Annotated in this window: 16 protein-coding genes; 11 read left to right on the top strand and 5 right to left on the bottom strand. The window is 69.4% G+C overall.

Annotated features, from left to right (window positions below; genetic code table 11):
- Positions 1–45: 45 nt before the first annotated feature.
- Positions 46–621, bottom strand: coding sequence for a helix-turn-helix domain-containing protein (locus AB0D12_RS04880; RefSeq protein ID WP_362677116.1), 576 nt, complete (start codon positions 619–621; stop codon positions 46–48).
- A gap of 36 nt (positions 622–657) precedes the next feature.
- Between AB0D12_RS04880 and AB0D12_RS04875 the strand changes: the two genes are divergently transcribed.
- Entirely contained in the window at positions 658–1257 is a 600-nt protein-coding gene (locus AB0D12_RS04875) for an SDR family oxidoreductase (protein WP_362677114.1), read from the top strand.
- A gap of 191 nt (positions 1258–1448) precedes the next feature.
- The gene (locus AB0D12_RS04870; protein WP_362677112.1) at positions 1449–2861 is read left to right on the top strand and encodes an aminotransferase class I/II-fold pyridoxal phosphate-dependent enzyme; all 1413 of its coding nucleotides are present in this window, start codon (positions 1449–1451) and stop codon (positions 2859–2861) included.
- 617 nt (positions 2862–3478) lie between these two features.
- On the opposite strand, the gene AB0D12_RS04865 is transcribed toward AB0D12_RS04870, so the two are convergent.
- Positions 3479–4486, bottom strand: a complete 1008-nt coding sequence (locus AB0D12_RS04865; protein WP_362677110.1) for a YhjD/YihY/BrkB family envelope integrity protein — start codon at positions 4484–4486, stop codon at positions 3479–3481.
- 215 nt (positions 4487–4701) lie between these two features.
- On the opposite strand from AB0D12_RS04865, the gene AB0D12_RS04860 reads away from it, so the two are divergent.
- The 8 genes from AB0D12_RS04860 to AB0D12_RS04825 all read left to right on the top strand — a co-directional run bounded on the left by AB0D12_RS04860 (position 4702) and on the right by AB0D12_RS04825 (position 13308).
- Positions 4702–5433 carry a GAP family protein gene (locus AB0D12_RS04860; RefSeq protein WP_362677286.1) on the top strand — a complete coding sequence of 244 codons (732 nt, stop codon included), beginning with the start codon at positions 4702–4704 and terminating at the stop codon, positions 5431–5433.
- Positions 5434–5586: 153 nt separating this feature from the next.
- Positions 5587–6045, top strand: a complete 459-nt coding sequence (locus AB0D12_RS04855) for a DUF6325 family protein (RefSeq protein ID WP_362677108.1) — start codon at positions 5587–5589, stop codon at positions 6043–6045.
- A gap of 66 nt (positions 6046–6111) precedes the next feature.
- Positions 6112–6399 carry an SHOCT domain-containing protein gene (locus tag AB0D12_RS04850; RefSeq protein ID WP_362677106.1) on the top strand — a complete coding sequence of 96 codons (288 nt, stop codon included), beginning with the start codon at positions 6112–6114 and terminating at the stop codon, positions 6397–6399.
- Positions 6400–6432: 33 nt separating this feature from the next.
- Entirely contained in the window at positions 6433–7815 is a 1383-nt protein-coding gene (locus AB0D12_RS04845; protein WP_362677104.1) for a chloride channel protein, read from the top strand.
- A gap of 137 nt (positions 7816–7952) precedes the next feature.
- The gene (locus tag AB0D12_RS04840) at positions 7953–9539 is read left to right on the top strand and encodes a gluconokinase, GntK/IdnK-type (protein ID WP_362677102.1); all 1587 of its coding nucleotides are present in this window, start codon (positions 7953–7955) and stop codon (positions 9537–9539) included.
- 122 nt (positions 9540–9661) lie between these two features.
- The gene (locus AB0D12_RS04835) at positions 9662–10576 is read left to right on the top strand and encodes a cyclase family protein (RefSeq protein ID WP_362677284.1); all 915 of its coding nucleotides are present in this window, start codon (positions 9662–9664) and stop codon (positions 10574–10576) included.
- A 145-nt stretch (positions 10577–10721) separates the two neighbouring features.
- Positions 10722–12302 carry a GMC family oxidoreductase gene (locus AB0D12_RS04830; RefSeq protein WP_362677100.1) on the top strand — a complete coding sequence of 527 codons (1581 nt, stop codon included), beginning with the start codon at positions 10722–10724 and terminating at the stop codon, positions 12300–12302.
- 211 nt (positions 12303–12513) lie between these two features.
- Entirely contained in the window at positions 12514–13308 is a 795-nt protein-coding gene (locus AB0D12_RS04825; protein ID WP_362677282.1) for an SDR family oxidoreductase, read from the top strand.
- 158 nt (positions 13309–13466) lie between these two features.
- Here the strand turns inward: AB0D12_RS04825 and AB0D12_RS04820 are convergent, their stop codons facing one another.
- Positions 13467–15389, bottom strand: a complete 1923-nt coding sequence (locus AB0D12_RS04820) for a glycoside hydrolase family 15 protein (RefSeq protein ID WP_362677098.1) — start codon at positions 15387–15389, stop codon at positions 13467–13469.
- 253 nt (positions 15390–15642) lie between these two features.
- On the opposite strand from AB0D12_RS04820, the gene AB0D12_RS04815 reads away from it, so the two are divergent.
- Positions 15643–16005 (top strand): hypothetical protein, encoded by a 363-nt coding sequence (locus AB0D12_RS04815; protein ID WP_362677096.1) that lies wholly within the window; start codon positions 15643–15645, stop codon positions 16003–16005.
- A 317-nt stretch (positions 16006–16322) separates the two neighbouring features.
- Here the strand turns inward: AB0D12_RS04815 and AB0D12_RS04810 are convergent, their stop codons facing one another.
- Positions 16323–16742, bottom strand: a complete 420-nt coding sequence (locus AB0D12_RS04810; RefSeq protein WP_362677094.1) for an arsenate reductase ArsC — start codon at positions 16740–16742, stop codon at positions 16323–16325.
- Between the two features lie 260 nt (positions 16743–17002).
- Positions 17003–17362 carry a metalloregulator ArsR/SmtB family transcription factor gene (locus AB0D12_RS04805; RefSeq protein WP_362677092.1) on the bottom strand — a complete coding sequence of 120 codons (360 nt, stop codon included), beginning with the start codon at positions 17360–17362 and terminating at the stop codon, positions 17003–17005.
- Positions 17363–17399 lie beyond the last annotated feature (37 nt).

Below are 17399 nucleotides of genomic sequence, written 5' to 3'. Positions count from 1 at the left end.
CGCTGTCCTCCTGCGAATTGACGGAATGTCAGGACAGTCGCCGCGTCAGTGCCGGTCGGTGCTCAGTCCGTCCAGGATGAGGTCGAGGAGACGTTCGGCCTGCTCGCGCTGTTCGGGTTTTCCGGAGGCCAGAGCAATGCCGGTGAGGCCGGCGAACATGTCGGTCGCGCTGATGTCCGACCGGATGGTGCCGGCGCTTACGCCGGCGTTCAGGAGAGAGGTCAGGGCGGACAGCATCATCTCGTGGCTTTGGGCGTAGGGGTTGACGCCCGACTCGACGAGGGCCCGCAGGGCATCGGCCATGCCCAGTTTGGCGGTCGCGTAGTCGATGAAGCGGCCCATCCAGGCGCGCAGCGCCTCGCGCGGCTCCATCGTGGTCAGAAGGTCGGGGGCGGCGTCGCACAGCCGGCTCAGCTCGTTGCGGTACGCGGCCTCGATCAGGATCTCCCGGGTCGGAAAGTTCCGGTAGAGGGTCCCGGTGCCTACGCCGGCTTCTTTGGCGATGCGCTCCAGGTGTGCGTCCAGTCCCTGCTCGGCGAAGACGCGCACCGCAGCGGAGAGGATCTTGTCCCGGTTGCGCTGCGCGTCGGCCCGCAGCGGGCGCCCTGTCTCTCTGGTCATCGGCGGTCTCCTGTCGTCCCGGCCTGACGTCCCGGGTTGCTAAGTGGAGGCGCATCCGTCACGAATCTCGCGTCCATGGAGATGATGTACCGGGAGGTCAAGACGCGGTACGGACGGCTCGACGCGGTCGTGGCCAACGCCGGCATCGGCGCACACGCCCCGCTCGGCTCGATCACGGAGGAGCAGTTCGACCGGACCTTCAACGTCAACGCGAAGGGCGTCCTGTTCACCGTCCAGCCGGCACTGCCGTTGCTGCCGTCCGGCGGAACGGTCGTCATCATCGGATCGACGGCTTCCATCCAGCCTCCGCGCGGGATGAGCATGTACGGCGGCGCGAAGGCCGCGGTGCGCGGTTTCATCCGGTCCTGGATCCAGGACATCAAGGGGTCGGGCATCCGGATGAACGTCCTCAGTCCCGGGGCGGTCGACACCGAGTCCCTCAGGCGCGCTCTGGAGATGGCGCAGGGAGCCGACCAGGTGGACGCCGCGATCAAGACCATGGGGGAGGGCAACCCGACCGGGCGGATCGCGGATCCCCGCGAGATGGGCAAGGCCGCGGTGTTCCTCTCCAGCGATGCGTCGAGCTTCATCACCGGCGTGGAGCTCTTCGTGGACGGCGGCATGGCCCAGGTGTGAAGCACCGGCGCCTACTGCTTCGGCCGACAGCCGAACGTTGTCCACCGCACGACGGGCCCCGAGCAGGCCGGCTGATCAGCCCCGGGGGTGTCCCGCACGCCCCAGCCGTTGAACGCCGTCCCGTCCGCTTCCGTATACCTGGGCGGCTCATGTGCTTCCGCATGGGCCGTTCCGGCAGGGGAGGCAGATCTATGGCCGGCAGCAATGTCACCGCACTCTTCCGCGCGTCCACCGCGCACAGCCCTTCGTACTTCACCCTGAACAGGGCAGCCGGCGGTGAGGGCGGCGAGATCACGGACTTCTGCATCCCCTGCAATCCGTACTTCCCCACCCCAGTGATGTTCGATCAGCTCGCTGACCGCCTACGCGAGATCCTGACGTACTACCCGAGCAGTGCGGACACCATCACCGCCGAGCTGTGCCAGGTGCTCGGCCTCAACCCGCAGACCGTCGCCATGGGAAACGGCTCCACCGAACTGATCACCTGGATCGACCATTTGCTGGTCAAGGAGTCGCTGGCGGTCCCTGTCCCCACCTTCGGACGGTGGACCGACCAGCCGATGGAGACCGGCAAGCGTGTCGACATGCTCCTGCTGCCGGAGGCACGCGGTTTCGGCCTCGACCCGGAGTCCTTCGTGCAGTTCATCCGCAGCCGCGGCTCCCGCGCGGCGGTCATCTGCAACCCCAACAACCCCGATGGCGGTTACCTCCCCAAACAGCAGCTCCTCGCCATGCTCGACTCACTCCAGGACCTGGACCTGGTCGTCGTCGACGAGTCCTTCCTCGAATTCGCGGACGCCGAACCGGAGCCGAGCGTCGCGGCGGAGGCCGTACTGCGGACGAACGTGATCGTGCTGCGCAGCCTGGGCAAGAACTTCGGGCTGCACGGCGTGCGCTTCGGCTACCTCGTGTCGAATCCCAGCCTCGCCGCGAAGGTGCGGGCCGCGCTGCCGAAGTGGAACCTCAACTCCTTCGCCGAAACAGTGGTGTTCATGCTGAAGGAGCACCGCCAGGAGTACGCCGAGAGCCTCCAGCAGGCCCGGCGCGACCGGCAGGAGATGACCTGGCGCCTCTCTCAGCTGCCGGGCCTCACCATCTACCCCTCGCAGGGCAACTTCCTCTATGTCCGCCTGCCGGAGGGTGTGGACGGGGCGGTCCTGCGGGACCGGCTGCTCGCCGAACACGGCGTATTGGTGCGCGAGTGCAGCAACAAGGTCGGCAGCTCTAGCCGCTTCCTGCGCCTGGTGGTGCGTCCGCATCAGGACGTGATCCGGCTGATATCGGCGATGGAGCAGGTGCTGTACGGACAGCGCACCCAGGTGGCCGAACCGCCTCCGCAGCCGATGGCACCGATGCTGGCCCAGGCGCCCGCGCCGCAGCAGCAGAGACCGATGAGGCAGACACCGATGCAGCAGACGCCGATGCTCGCTCTGGCCCAGCAGCCGGTCGCCGCCCGGGGCCTGGCCCCGGCGGCCCGGCAGCAGAACTTGCCGCCCGCCGGTGCCATGCCCGCCGCTGCTCCCATGCCCGCCGCGTACGGGGAGACTGGCGCCGGCTACACCTCGGGCACGGCAGCGGTGGACCGCCTGATCGCCCAGGCGTAGGAGTGCTTCGTCAGGTCCATGGCTGTCATCTGTTTCCTGGGTTGGTCAGGGGGCGTCCGTAGGCGGTGCAGTACCTGCCTCGGTTCGCACAGCACGTGCGTGCCAACGCTGAGCGGCAGGGGCAGGCGCTGTACGGTCCGGAAATGCTGCGTCCGATCAGCTGAGTCCCGGGAGCCGTCCTTCTCGTGGCCGACCACGACGAGGGCGGCCCCTCCGGCGGCTTCATGGTCGCGGGGCCGTGTGTCCACATCCCGCTGCCATGCCCGCCCGGTGGTCGGTGGTCGCCGCGCACCTGGACGAGGACGTGATCCGGGGCGCGCCGTTCGGGCCGGGTCGGTCACCTGGCCTGCCAGGCTGATCCTGGCGCCGAACGAGGCCGGGAAAGTCCGGCCCGCGGAAAGACAACCATTTGCGCCGCAGCGGTACCTGATTCGCCGTAAGCCTGCTTCGGCCCTGCGGTATGGGCTGTTGGGATGACACTCCCATATCCGATGAGGCAACTCGATCTCGGAAGATTGTGCATTATCTCCCTCTATGGTGCCCGCCCGCACGACCGGCCCGCACGATCGCTCGCCCGCAGGACTCTCCCAGGGCCGCCCTGGGAGCAGAAGCCATGGTCAAGTGCCTCCGCCCTTCTGCCAGGTGGGAGGTGGACTGCCCAGGCGACGGGCCAGGAAGGGTTCTTGGGCCACGACGGCTCCCGCGCAGATGCCGACGGCGATCGCCGCGCAGACCACGATCAGCCATGACAGCAGGACGAAGACCGAGCCGACCGACCCGTACTCGGAAAGGGCGCGATTGAGCGCCCGGGGCATGTAGAACCGCGCTCCGATCGACAGAAGGGTCACGGCGACCGCCGTGATGACGGCACCGGGCAGCAGGGGCGGCCAGCGGATCAGGCCGCCCAGCAACAGATGCTGGGTCCACCACCAGAGCGCGGTCTGGGTCACCACCGTGACCGGGATGCCCAGCCACAGCCCGGCACCGAAGCCGTCGCGCAGCGGCGCCTGCACGATCAGAACCGCCAGCCAGATCCCGATCCATACAAGCCACCGCCAGGCGGCGATCCTGGTCCCCGCCCTGGGGACCTCCCAGGCCCGTTTGCACAGCCGCTGCATCGCCCGGCTGACGGCCGTCGCGGAGAGCAGCAGCATGAGCCCGCCCACCACACCGGTGGCCTCGCGCAGGGTGTCGGTACTGGACTGATAGACGTGGTTCAGCTGGTCGTTCGCGGCGCCGGCGAGCCCGAAGACCGCGCGGACGGAGCTGATCAGCTGATTGCGCACTGCCTCCGGTGCGAAGGACGCGACGACGAAGAGCAGTGGGACCGCGGTCAGAAAGCACTGGGCAGCCAGCCGGGTGGCGGAGTCGAAGATGTTCACCGACACCATCCGTGCGGCGAGATGCGAGATGACCGGGAAGCGGGACTCGGCCTGCGTGTGCAGCCACTTCGCGGTGGCGACCAGCTTCCGGGACCGGATCTGCCACCAGGACGGCCGGAAGACGGAGCCGGGACGGCGGTCCGCCGCGCTCTCTTCCCCGGGGGGCGTCCCTTCGCCCTTGCCGGGCTGCCCCTTGCCCTTGCCCGGCTTCCCCCGGAGGTCCTCGGGCTCGCTGGGAGGCATCAGCCGGCCGACAGGGCACCCGGGCTCTGCGAACGGCCCCCCACCTTCGACGGCACCCGTCCGGAAGTCGTCATGGAGCTGCTCCTTTCCTGCGTCCAGGGTGGGGGACACAGCGCGCGGCGGCATCTCCGGCAAGCCGGTGGCGCCGTGACCAAAAGGTGTCGTTTCCCGGTCCTCTGCATATTCTCGTGATGTCGCCACACGATTGGGTCGCCATGGTCATCGACCTGCTCCTCATCGCGCTGGCCATCACGCTCGACCCACTGCCGATCATGGCTTTCGTCCTGGTGGTGTCGTCCGCCAGGGGCGTGTGGAAGGGGCTGGCCTTCATCCTGGCCTGGCTGGCCTGTCTCGTCGCAGTGATCGCTCTGGTCCTCGCGCTGACCGGCGGACAGCCCCCGCCGCCCAGATCTCCGCCGTCCACAGCGGCGCTCGCGGCCAAACTGGCCATCGGCCTATCGCTGGTGCTCTACGGCGAACACCGGCGACGGCGGCTCGGAGCGGCTCATGAGCCGGTCCCCGGATCCGCCCGCACGTCGCCCCGCACGCCTCGCAGGCCTTTTCGCAAGCCGCCTCGCACGTCTTCCCGTTCCCCGTCGTCCCCTTCCATGACCTCCCGGATGGACCGGAGCTCGGCCTGGGCGGCTGCGGGGCTTGCCGTGTTCCTGCAGCCCTGGGGCATCGTCGCCGCGGGGGCGACCACGGTCATCGAGGCCGACCTGTCGCACTTCTCGTCGTATCTGGCGCTGTTCGGCTTCTGCATCCTCGCCACCTCGAGTCTGCTGGCCGCCGAGCTGTATGTGGTGTTCGCACCGGAGGCGGCCCAGGTGCGGCTGATGAAACTGCGCACGTGGCTGGAACGCCGCCAGGAGCCGGCGATCGTGGTCATCTGTCTGTTTCTCGGCCTGTGGCTCACCGGGAAGAGCATCTACCAGCTGACCAGTTGACGCGGCAGGCGCCAGGTCTCAGGAAGTGCGAAGCCTTCCGCCGGGTGTTGCAATGGCCTGAAAGGGCCGCTCCGTCGCTGTCTGTCGCGGCGAGCGCCGCCGGACATGAGCGGTGGTCGAGGCCCGTACCCGACGCGCTCGTGAGGAGTGGCCATGGGCGACGACATCGAAGAGATGGGCCCCGTCGACTACCTGGTCGTCGAGTTCCCCGGCAACCGCATGACGGGCGAGGGCTTCCCCCTGCTCGTCGATCTGGTCGATCGCGGCATCATCCGTATCCTCGACCTCCGCTTCATCCGCAAGGACAGCGACGGCTCGGTTACCGCACTTGAACTGACGAATCTCGGGGACGGGCTCGACCTGACGGTCTTCGAGGGCGCCTCGTCCGGGCTGCTGGGCCAGGACGATCTCGACGAGGCCGCGACCGCGCTGGAGCCGGGCAACTCCGCCGGAGTCCTGGTGTACGAGAACCTCTGGGCGGCACCCTTCGCCCGAGCCATGCGGCGCAGCGGTGCGCAATTGGTGACGGGCGGCCGAATTCCCGTCCAGGCCCTGCTGGCCTCCCTGGACGAGGCCGAGGCGACGGCCCCCGGCGGCCCCGCCGCCGACTGAAGGCAACGGGCCCATGGACCGCCCCTGCGGCGGTCCGCCCGCACCCACCGTGGGAGATGAGTGAACATGCCCGGACTTATTCGTGGCGTCGCCCGCACCGCCGTCGTCGCCGGAACCGCGACCGCGGTGTCCAACCGAGTGTCGCGGCGTCAGGCGGGCCGATGGGCACAGCAGGACGACCAGCAGCAGCAGCCGCAGGCCGCGGCACCCGCTCCGGCCCCAACGCCGCCCGCTCCACCCGGCGACGACATGAGCAACAAGATCGATCAGCTCAAGCAACTGGGCGACCTGAAGGCCCAAGGGGTTCTGACCGAAGAGGAATTCGCGGCTGAGAAGCGCAAGATCCTTGGCTGACACCGGAGTTGGGGACCGGGAAAGGACGACCCCATGACGGAGCCGAGTCCGCGACCAGCCGCGTCCGGCGGTGGAACGCAGCCGGAGGAGGCGGACCGGCTGCGCGACATGCTGCGCACCCCGACATACCTGAAAACGCTCGCGTTCAGCGCCCTCATCGGTATTCCGGTATCGCTCGCCGCGTTCTGGTTCCTCGTCGGGCTCCACCAGTTGGAGCATCTGATGTGGACCGATGTGCCGCAGGCTCTGGGCTGGGACGCCCCGCCGTGGTGGTGGCCGCTGCCCCTGCTGCTGGTCGCCGGCATCCTCGTCGGCCTGCTGGTCACACATCTGCCCGGCGCCGGCGGCCACATCCCCGCCTCCGGACTGCATGCGGGGGGCTCCTCGGCCGCGGCGCTGCCCGGAGTGATCCTCGCGGCCGCGGCCAGCCTCCCGCTCGGCGCCGCCCTGGGTCCCGAATCCCCGCTGGTCGCCCTCGGCGGGGGCCTGGCGCTGCTCTTCGGGAACCTCGCCCGGGCGCCGGCCACCCCGCAGAACAAGGCGCTCCTGGGCGCGGCGGGGGCCGCCGCGGCCGTCGCGACGATCTTCGGCAACCCGCTGATGGCCGCGGTGCTGCTCATGGAGATGGCGGGGGTCGGCGGACCGCAGCTGTTCGCGGTCATGCTGCCGGTGCTGCTGTCCAGCGGGGTGGGTTCGCTCGTGTTCACCGGCTTCGGCCGCTGGACCGGCCTCGAGACCGGCGGCCTGTCCCTGAAGCTGGGTGACACGGTTCCCCGTATCGATACCGGTGACGTGTTCTGGTCGGTGCTGATGGCTGTCGCGATCGGTGTCCTCGTACATCTGATCCTGGCCGGCGGCCGGCTGGCCGCCGTGTTCGTCTCGATGCGCCCGGTCGTCCACACCGCCGTCTGCGCGCTGGCCGCCGGAGTCTGCGCGTCCGTGTATGCGCTCACCACCGGCCTGTCACCTGCGGACGTGGCCTCGTCCGGTCAGGGCACGCTGACCGGGCTGGCCGCCGATCCGCACGCCTGGGGGGTCGGTGCCCTGATCGCCGTACTGCTCTGTAAGGGCGCGGCCTACGCGCTCTGTCTGGGCAGCCTGCGGGGCGGACCCATCTTCCCCGCCCTGTTCCTGGGCGGCGCGGTGGGTGTGCTGCTCGCGCCCCTTCCGGGGCTGGGGGTCGTACCGGGAATGGCCGCGGGCATGGCGGCCGCGGCGACCAGTGCCCTGCGGCTGCCGGTCAGCAGCGTGGTGCTCGTCGTCCTGCTGCTCGGCAAGACCGACATGATCCCCGTGGTGATCCTGGCGGCCGTCGTGGCCTTCGTGACCACCGAGCTGCTGCCTCCCGGCGGCGCTGTTCCGCCGGTGGTCAAGCCCGCCGCATCTCCGGCCGTCCGCGTGGCCGACCCCGCCTGAGGATGGCCGCGCGCAGCCGCCGAACAGCCGCCGGGACATGAAGCGGACACCATGGGCCGTGATGGGAGGCGTCGTGATCGTTGTCGCCGGATTCGTCATCCGGGCGCCGTGCGCGGCTCCCCGTCCTTGGAGGGCTGATGACCGGGGCGCTCCCGGATCCGGCGGGTGACGCGCCCGCCGGGGTGCCCGATGCCTTGGTGCTAGTCGTCGGCGTGGCGGGATCCGGCAAGTCCACGGTGGCGCGGCTGCTCGCCGACCGGCTCGGCTGGCCCTACCGGGACGCGGACGATTTCCACTCCCCGGCCAACCGCGCCAGGATGGCGGCCGGTCAACCGCTGACCGACAAGGAGAGGCGACCGTGGCTGAACGCCATCGCCGCCTGGATGGACCAGGAGATTGCCGCGCGGCAACCGGCCGTGGTCACGTGCTCCGCGCTCAAGCGCGCCTACCGGGACCAACTGCTCGGCGGACGGCCCGTGCGCCTGGTGTACCTGCACGGTTCGCGGCAGCTCATCCGCTCCCGACTGGTCGCCCGGCACGGCCACTTCTTCCAGGCCGGACTGCTGGACAGTCAGTTCGCGGATCTCCAGGAGCCGGAGCCCGACGAACACCCCTTGGTGGTGGAGATCGACCAGCGGCCCGAAGGCATCGTCGAGGCCGTCATATCCCTGCTGCGCGCGGACACCGCACCGCTTCCCCCGCGGACCGGCGCGCCGACCCCAGGCACCGTACCGAGTGAGGAGCTGCGCATGCCCCCCAGCGCGACAGACGAACACCGGACAGACGAACGCGCGACAAGACAACACGCGACGGGAGAACAGTGGCAGCTGCGCCACGCCGAGCAGACGGCCGTCGTGGTCCAGCTGGGCGCCGCCCTGCGCCACTACGAGGTGGACGGCCGTCCGCTGCTGGACGGATTCACCGCCGACGCACGGATCACCGGCGGCCGAGGGCAACTTCTCGTTCCCTGGCCCAACCGGGTGGGCGGCGGGCGCTACCACTTCAATGGCCAGGATCTGCAACTCCCGCTGACCGAGCCGGAGAAGCACAACGCGATCCACGGACTCCTCCGCTGGACCCCGTGGGAGCTGCTCGCCCGCAGCGACGACGGAGTCAGGGTCGGCACCACGCTCTTCCCACAGCCGGGCTATGCCTTCCTGCTGGAGGTCGTCGCCGAGTACCGGCTGGGGCCGCAGGGGCTCGAGGTCGCCGTCACCGCGACCAACGTGGGGGACACCGCGGCACCTTATGGCGTGGGCCAGCACCCTTATCTGACCGTGGGCACGGACCTGGTGGACACGGCGCTGCTGACCGTACCCGCCCGCTACCGGCTGCGCACCGACGAGCAGAGCCTGCCGGTCGGCCGGGAACCGGTCGAAGGCACGGCGTACGACTTCCGCGTCGCCCGGCCCATCGGCGAGCAGCAGCTCGACACCGCGTTCACCGGACTCGACCGGGACCCCTCCGGCCGGGCCGTGGTGCGGCTGGCGCACCCCTCGGGGCTGCGCGGTATCGACGTACGGCTCGACGAAGGCACCCGGTACGTCCAGGTGTACACAGGTGACACCCTGCCCGAACCCGGGCGGCGGCGCCGCGGTCTCGCCGTGGAAGCCATGTCCTGTCCGGCGGACGCTTTCCGCAGCGGTACGGATCTGACCACCCTGGAGCCGGGCGCCAGCCATGTGCTCCGGTGGGGCCTCGGCCCCTGGGAGACCACCGGTTGAGGCCGGCGCCGCTGTCGCGGGCCCGGACCGGCCGCCCGACAATGAGACGCCGGACGCCCGAATCGTCGGCGGGAGGCAGCATCCCCATGGCCCCGTACACGGAACCCTCAGCCCCGCAGCCCATGACCGCGGACGCCTTCCGGCAGCTGTACGAGCACCTGCGCGACGAGGCCCGGCGCAGTCCCGACGACCGGCGCGGAGCACTCAACCACCTGACGCCCGAGCGGGTGCTCGCAGCCGCCGCCGAGGTCAGGTCCGGGCACTCGGTGTCCCTCGCCGCGCCCATCGAGACCCGGGCCGGCCCGGACAATCCCGAGCCCGCGGACCACCGGATGACCGGACCCGCGCCCGGTGACATCTGCGCGGACGGGCTGCACTTCGCCCTCGACCGGTTCGCGATGAACGTGCACGGGGACGCGGACAGCCATCTCGACGCGCTCTGCCATGTGCTGCTCGACGGCGAGCTCTACAACGGGGTGCCGGCGAGCACTGTGACACAGGACGGCGCCGGTTCGCTCTCCCTCGACGTGGTACGGGACGGCATCGTCGGCCGCGGCGTGCTGCTGGACATCCCGCGAGTGCGCGGCGTGCCCTGGCTGGAACCCGGCGACCATGTGACGGCCGACGACCTCACCGCAGCCGAGGCCGCCCAAGGGGTCCGGGTCGGGCCGGGGGATCTGCTGCTCGTCCGGGTGGGGCACCGGGGCCGGCGCCGGGAGCTCGGGGCCTGGGACGCGGCGCAGGCCCGGTGCGGCCTCCATCCGACGGCGATGCGGTTCCTGGCCGAGCGGCAGGTCGCGGTGCTGGGCGGGGACGGCAACAACGACACCGCCCCCAGCTCGGTGGCGGAGATCGCCTTTCCCGTGCATGTGCTGGCCATGCACGCCATGGGAGTGCATCTCATGGACTACCTGCAGTTCGAGGAGCTGGCTCCGGCGTGCGAACGGGCGGGCCGCTGGAGTTTCCTGTGTGTGGTCGCGCCGCTGCGGCTGCCGGCGGCAACCGGCTCTCCGGTGAATCCGATCGCCGTTCTGTGAACGCGTCCGCACGGCGCTCCCCGGTCGCCGCGAACCGAAAGGGCGGTTACGTTCGAAAAGGCGGAATGGTTCCTTTGTCTCCGCAGCGCGACGTGACAGGTCCCGGCGAGAGGGCAGGGCCGCGAGAGCAAGGACGGTGGTCGCCTTGGGCGACTCCCCGCACTATGACGTCATCATCATCGGCAGCGGCGCCGGCGGCGGTACGCTCGCCCACCGGCTCGCCCCCTCCGGCAAACGGGTGCTCATCCTCGAACGCGGTGACTATCTCCCGCGTGAGCGGGACAACTGGGACTCCACCGCCGTGTTCGTCAAGGGCAAGTACCGGGCCCCGGAATTCTGGTTCGACAAGCACGGCAACGAGTTCCCGCCCGAGGTCAACTACTACGTCGGAGGAAACACCAAGTTCTACGGCGCCGCCCTCTTCCGGCTGCGGCCCGAGGACTTCGGCGAACTCCGCCACCACGACGGCGTCTCGCCCGCCTGGCCGATCCGCTACGAGGATCTGGAGCCGTACTACACCCAGGCCGAACACCTCTATCTCGTACACGGGCGGCACGGCGAGGACCCCGGCGAAGGGCCGGCGAGCGCGCAGTACGGGTACCCGCCCGTCGAACACGAGCCACGCATCCAGCAGTTGAGCGACGACCTGGAGAAGCGGGGCCTGCACCCCTTCCATCTGCCCATCGGGGTCAACCTGACCCAGGACGGCAACGGGCGGGCGACCCACTCCAGCGTCTGCATCCGCTGCAACCGGGTCGACGGATTCCCGTGTCTGGTGCGCGGCAAGTCCGACGCCCAGGTGATCTGCGTGGAACCCGCCCTGCAGCACCCCAACGTCGATATGATCACCAATGCCCGAGTGGTCCGGCTGGAGACCGACCCGGCCGGACGCAGCGTCAGCACGGTCGTCACCCGGAACGCGGACGGGTCGGAGGACCGGTACGCGGCGGACATCGTGGTCGTCGCCTGCGGGGCGGTCAACTCCGCCGCTCTGCTGCTGGCTTCGGCCAACGACCGGCACCCCCGCGGGCTGGCCAACAGCTCCGACGTGGTCGGCCGTTTCTACATGCGGCACAACAACCTGGCCCTGATGGCCGTGTCGAAGGAACCCAACGACACCCAGTTCCAGAAGACCCTCGCCATGAACGACTGGTATCTGGGCGCGGACGACTGGGACTACCCGCTGGGCGGAATCCAGATGCTCGGCAAGTCGGACGCCGAACAGATCCACGGCGAGGCCCCACGCTGGGCCGGCGCGGTCTCGCCCGACATGCCCTTCGAGGTGCTGGCCCATCACGCCGTCGATTTCTGGCTGTGCGGCGAGGACCTTCCGCTGTCCGACAACCGCGTCACCCTGGACGGCGACGGCAGCATCCATCTGGCCCTCGACGAGAAGAACAACGTGGAAGGCCTGAAGCGTCTGCAGCACAAACTCCAGGGCATGCTCGGCCACTTGGGCATGCATGAGCACCGGTTGCTGTCCCACAGCATCTATCTGCACAAGGGCATGCCGATCGGCGCAACCGCGCACCAGGCCGGCACCGTCCGGTTCGGCGACGACCCGGCCGCCTCCGCCCTGGACGTCAACTGCAAGGCCCACGACCTGGACAATCTCTACGTGGTCGACACGAGCTTCTTCCCGAGCATCGGCGCGGTCAACCCGTCCCTGACGGCCATCGCCAACGCCCTGCGGGTGGGCGACCACCTCATGGAACGGCTGAGCTGACCGCCGGGCGACCACTGGTCCGACCGGGCGAAGATGCTCCGCCGGGCAGCCCAACGTCAGTTCGCCGGAGGTGCCGCGTCCCGACACCGGTGATTCTCTGACGCCGGGACTCGACCGGGCCGCGGGCCGGCGGACCGGGGGCCACGCAGCCAGGAGGCAGGCAATCGTGAATTCCACCGCGGGTGTACCCCAGGGCGTGATCCCGACGCATCTGCTGAAGGGGCAGAAGGCACTGGTCACGGGCGCCAACTCCGGAATCGGCATGGCGACGGCCATCGGTCTTGGCCGGGCCGGCGCCGACGTGGTCGTGAACTATGTGGCCGACCGTGCGGCCGCCGAGCAAGTGGTCAAGGAGATCACCTCGTTCGGGGTGCGCGCTGCGGCGTACGAGGCGGACGTGTCCCAGGAGGACCAGGTCGTCGGCATGATGGACCGGATGGTCCAGGAGTTCGGGACGATCGACATCCTGGTCGCCAACGCCGGTCTGCAGCGCGACGCCCCGTTCACGGAGATGACCCTCGCCCAGTGGCAGAAGGTGCTGGACGTCAACCTGACGGGTCAGTTCCTGTGCGCCCGGGAGGCGACGAAGGAGTTCCTGCGGCGCGGGGTCGTCCCGGAGGTGTCGAGCGCGGCAGGGAAGATCATCTGCATGAGCTCGGTGCACCAGCTCATCCCGTGGGCGGGGCACGTCAACTACGCCTCCTCCAAGGGCGGCGTACAGATGATGATGGAGACACTGGCCCAGGAACTCGCACCGCAGAAGATCCGTGTGAACGCGGTCGCCCCTGGAGCCATCAAGACGCCGATCAACCGCAGCGCCTGGGAGACGCCGGAGGCCCAGGAGGATCTGCTGCGGCTCATCCCGTACAAGCGCATCGGCGAACCCCAGGACATCGCCCATGCCGTCGTCGGCCTTGCCTCCGACCTCATGGACTACGTGGTGGGAACCACCCTCTATGTGGACGGCGGGATGACCCTCTTCCCCGGCTTCGCCACCGGCGGCTGAGGTTCCCCGATCTCCCTCTGCCATCCCGAGCAGCAAAGGCACGTAGGCACACACGGTCCATCTGCTGGCGGATGCCCCGGCCCAACTGCTTCCGGCCAGAGAGCTCATGGCCTTCACCCTCGCCTCCCGCATCATCCTTCCGCGCCGGGTATCGACCGTCAGCCGCCGGCGCTCGGCCGGTCCCCGATCGGCACCGCCGAGAGGGGAGCACGGTCCGCCGTACCGAGCGGGATCGAAGTCCCGGTCTCCCGCGCCCGGTTCAAGGTCGCGTCCAGGGTGATGGCCGCGTCGATGAGTGCCAGATGGGTGAACGCCTGTGGGAAGTTCCCCAGTTGTCGACCCGTCAGGTCGATCTCCTCGGAGTACAGGCCCAGATGGTTGGCGTACGTCAGCATCTTCTCCAGGACGAGTCTGGCCTGATCGGTCCGCCCGGCCCGCGCCAGTGCGTCGACGTACATGAACGTGCACAGGGAGAATGTCCCTTCGGAGCCGCGCAGCCCGTCGGGCGAGGCTTCGGGGTTGTACCGGTAGACCAGGCTGTCGGTGACCAGCTCCCGGTCCATCGCGTCCAGCGTGGACTTCCACATCGGGTCGTCGGGGGTGATGAAGCCCACCGTCGGCATCCGCAGCAGCGAGGAGTCGAGCACATCGCTGCCGTAGTGCTGGACGAAGGCGTTGCGTTCCGGGTCCCAGCCCCGCGTCAGGACCTGCTCGTAGATCTTGTTCCGCTCACTGCTCCAGCGGTCGAGCGCGGCCGGCCGGCCGCTGGCGGCCGCGAGCCGCAGCGCGCGGTCGAAGGCGACCCAGGACATCACCCGGCCGTAGGTGAAGTCCTTGCGGCCGCCCCGGGTCTCCCACAGGCCCTCCCCGGCCTGGTCCCAGTGATCGGTGAGCCAGTCGAGGATCGTGTGCAGCGAGGTCCAGCCCCCGTGGTCCAGCTGGATACCGTGCTGGTGCGCGAAGAAGATGCTGTCCAGCGCCTCGCCGTAGATGTCCAGTTGCAGCTGGTTGGCGGCGCCGTTGCCGATACGCACCGGGGCGGAGCGCTGGTACCCCTCCCAGTGCTCCAGGACCTCTTCGACGAGGTCGGAGGAGCCGTCGACCCGGTACATGATGTTCAGCGGTCCTGTGTCACCGTCACTGCCGGCCTTCTCCTTCACCCGGTCGCGCAGCCAGCCGATGAACGCGGTCGCCTCCTCCTTGAACCCCAGTCCCAGCAGGGCGTACACGGAGAACGAGGCGTCGCGGATCCAGGTGAACCGGTAGTCCCAGTTGCGCTCGCCGCCCAGTTGCTCCGGCAGCCCCGCCGTCGGGGCCGCCACCAGGGCGCCGCTGGGTGCGTACGTCATCAGCTTCAGCGTCACGGCGGAGCGCTCCACCGCCTCCCGCCACCGGCCCGAGTACCGGGACTGGCCGAGCCAGGACCGCCAGTACTGGATGGTGTCGTCGAAGAGCTGCTGGAACTCGGTGAGGCGGATCTCGCGCGGCGGTCCGCCGGCGGACGACTCCATGACCAGGCCCCGCTGCTGACCGGCGTGCAGGGTCACCGAGAAGTGCAGATCCTGTTCGCCCGTGAGGGAGTTCAGCAGCCGCTCGTCCTCCGGTTCGCGGACCGCGTGGACGGTCAGTTCCAGATCCTCCGCGGTGAACACCGCTCCATGGTCGGTGATGTGCAGCTTGTGCGGCTTGCGGCCGTAGTCGAATCGGGGGGCGATGTCGATCTCGAAGGTCATGCTGCCGCGCACGCATCGGAGCATGCGGACCAGACGGTGCCGAGGGGTGGCCGTCTGCCCGGTCACCGGCATGAAGTCGACCACCTCGCCGGCGCCCGACTCGGTCATGAACCGGGTCACGAGAATCGCGGTGTCGGGAAGGTACAACTGCTTTGTCGCGTAGGTCTTGGTTGCCGGGGCGACCGTGAAATGCCCACCCTTTTCTCGGTCCAGCAGAGCGCCGAACACGCTTGGCGAGTCGAAGCGCGGACAGCAGAACCAGTCGATCGTCCCGTCGGTGGTCACCAGCGCCGCGGTCTGCAGATCACCGATCAGGCCGTGGTTCTCGATCAGCGGGTAGTCGTCCATGGTGAGCCCCTTCCGGCCCGGGCCGGAGACTTACGGCCGCGCGACCCCCCCGGGTACGGCTCGGCAGCATCGCGGACATCAACCTCATGTGCCGTTGAGCCGATCCGGTGCCACCCGGTCAGCTTAAGCAAGGAACTCCCCACGGGCCTGCCGAGCCGGTCCGGACCTGGCCTTTGAGTGGCGGAAACACGGCGCGGACCCGGAAGCGCGCAATTCCGGGAAGCCCGGACAGCGTCCTGTTTCTGCGCCCGCGATGTCACGCTGGGAGCAGTGGGATTGGACGCACTTCCTGAACATTGCCGAGGACGGCTGTTTCCCCGGCCTGGAGGCCAAGGCCACCGCACGTCCGGACAATCGTGAGGCATACTTCCCGGGTTTCCCCCTGGCGCTGCGGGCCGTTCATGTCATCGTCCCCGACTGGACTGTGGCCGGCCTGGTCATCTCCCTCGCCTCTGGGGCAGTAGCCGTGCTTGCCCTCTCGCGAATCGCGCAACTGCACCTCCCGGGCAGTCGCACAGCGCCGCGTGCCGTTCGGCTGAGCATCATGGGCGTGTGGTGTCGCCGGCTCGGTCAGGACGCGGGATCAGCCGCAGCAGTGTCGACCGGCTCGCCGTGACACCCGCCCGGCACGGGCAGTTCCGGCTGCGCAACTGCTCACCGCGGGGCGGACCGGTGACCGAACCAGTGCGTCCCACGGCGACGTTGCCCCGTGACGGCAGGGCGATCGTCCCTCTGTACCTCGGCCGTCTCGCCCCGGGCGGTATCCCGTTCCTGGATCAGGTCAACACGCTCCTGGCCGGAAGGGCCCTTTCACGCCGTGACCGGGTGGGTCCGCGGCGCGCGAGGGTGCTGCGGCGACTGGCGCGGCGCGCGCCGATCACCAGCAGACTCAGTCCGACCCTCGCGCATGTCGTCCAGAGCCGTCACCGCCCCTCACGCCTCCTGCGTGGCGTCGATCTCCGCGATCAGGGCCTCGATGCGGTTCTTGATCTCGTCGCGGATGGGGCGTACGGACTCGACACCCTTGCCGGCCGGGTCCTCCAGCGCCCAGTCCAGGTACTTCTTGCCGGGGAAGATCGGGCAGGCGTCGCCGCAGCCCATGGTGATGACGTAGTCGGACGCCTTCACGGCCTCGGTGGTCAGCACTTTCGGCTGCCGCGCGGAGATATCGACGCCGACCTCCTTCATCGCCTCGACCGCGGCCGGGTTGACCTGCTGGGCGGGCAGCGACCCGGCCGAGCGGACCTCGACACGGTCACCGGCGAGGTGGGAGAGGAATCCGGCGGCCATCTGCGAGCGTCCGGCGTTGTGGACGCAGACGAACAGCACGGACGCGGCGGGGCTGGAGGGCATCAGGTCTTCCCTTTGCGAGACGGTTCAACAGGTGGGCGGGCTGGGGGTGTTCAGTTGCCCGGGAGGGAGCCGGCAGCTCGGTGGTGTGGGCGCCGGTCTCGAGAGCATCGGGGCGTTGGGAACCCGGGGAATTCCGCGGCGTACAGCTGCACACCGTGGACCGCCCCTCCCCGCATGACCTCGTCGGGCAGCGCGTGATCGTGGTCGGCGATCCCTCGGCGGCGAGGACTGACCGCCGGGTACACGTCGGCGGGGCATGATCAACGACTGGCGGACAGCAGGCCGGCCATGGCGGCCAGCACCTCAGGGGCCACCCGGTAGTACACCCAGGTCCCGCGTCGCTCGGAGGTCAGAAGTCCGGCCTCTTTGAGCTTCTTCAGATGGTGGGAGACGGTCGGCTGGGACACGCCGACGTCGGAGATGTCGCACACGCAGGCCTCCCCGCCCGCGTGCGAGGCGACGAGCGAGAAGAGCCGGAGCCGCACGGGGTCGCCGAGAGCCTTGAACATCGCGGCGGTGCGCACGGCCTCTTCGGCTGTCAGTGGACGCTCGGTCAGTGGCGGGCAGCACGGCGCCACGGACTCCGGCTCCAGGAGCGGCAGCGTCTTCGTAGTCGGCATGTGTCCATTGTTCCTGCGAGTTCGACAAATGTCTATG

The sequence above is a fragment of the Streptomyces sp. NPDC048479 genome (assembly GCF_040651435.1).
In the GTDB taxonomy this organism is placed as follows: domain Bacteria; phylum Actinomycetota; class Actinomycetes; order Streptomycetales; family Streptomycetaceae; genus Streptomyces.
This window is presented reverse-complemented; position numbering and strand designations above follow the sequence as displayed.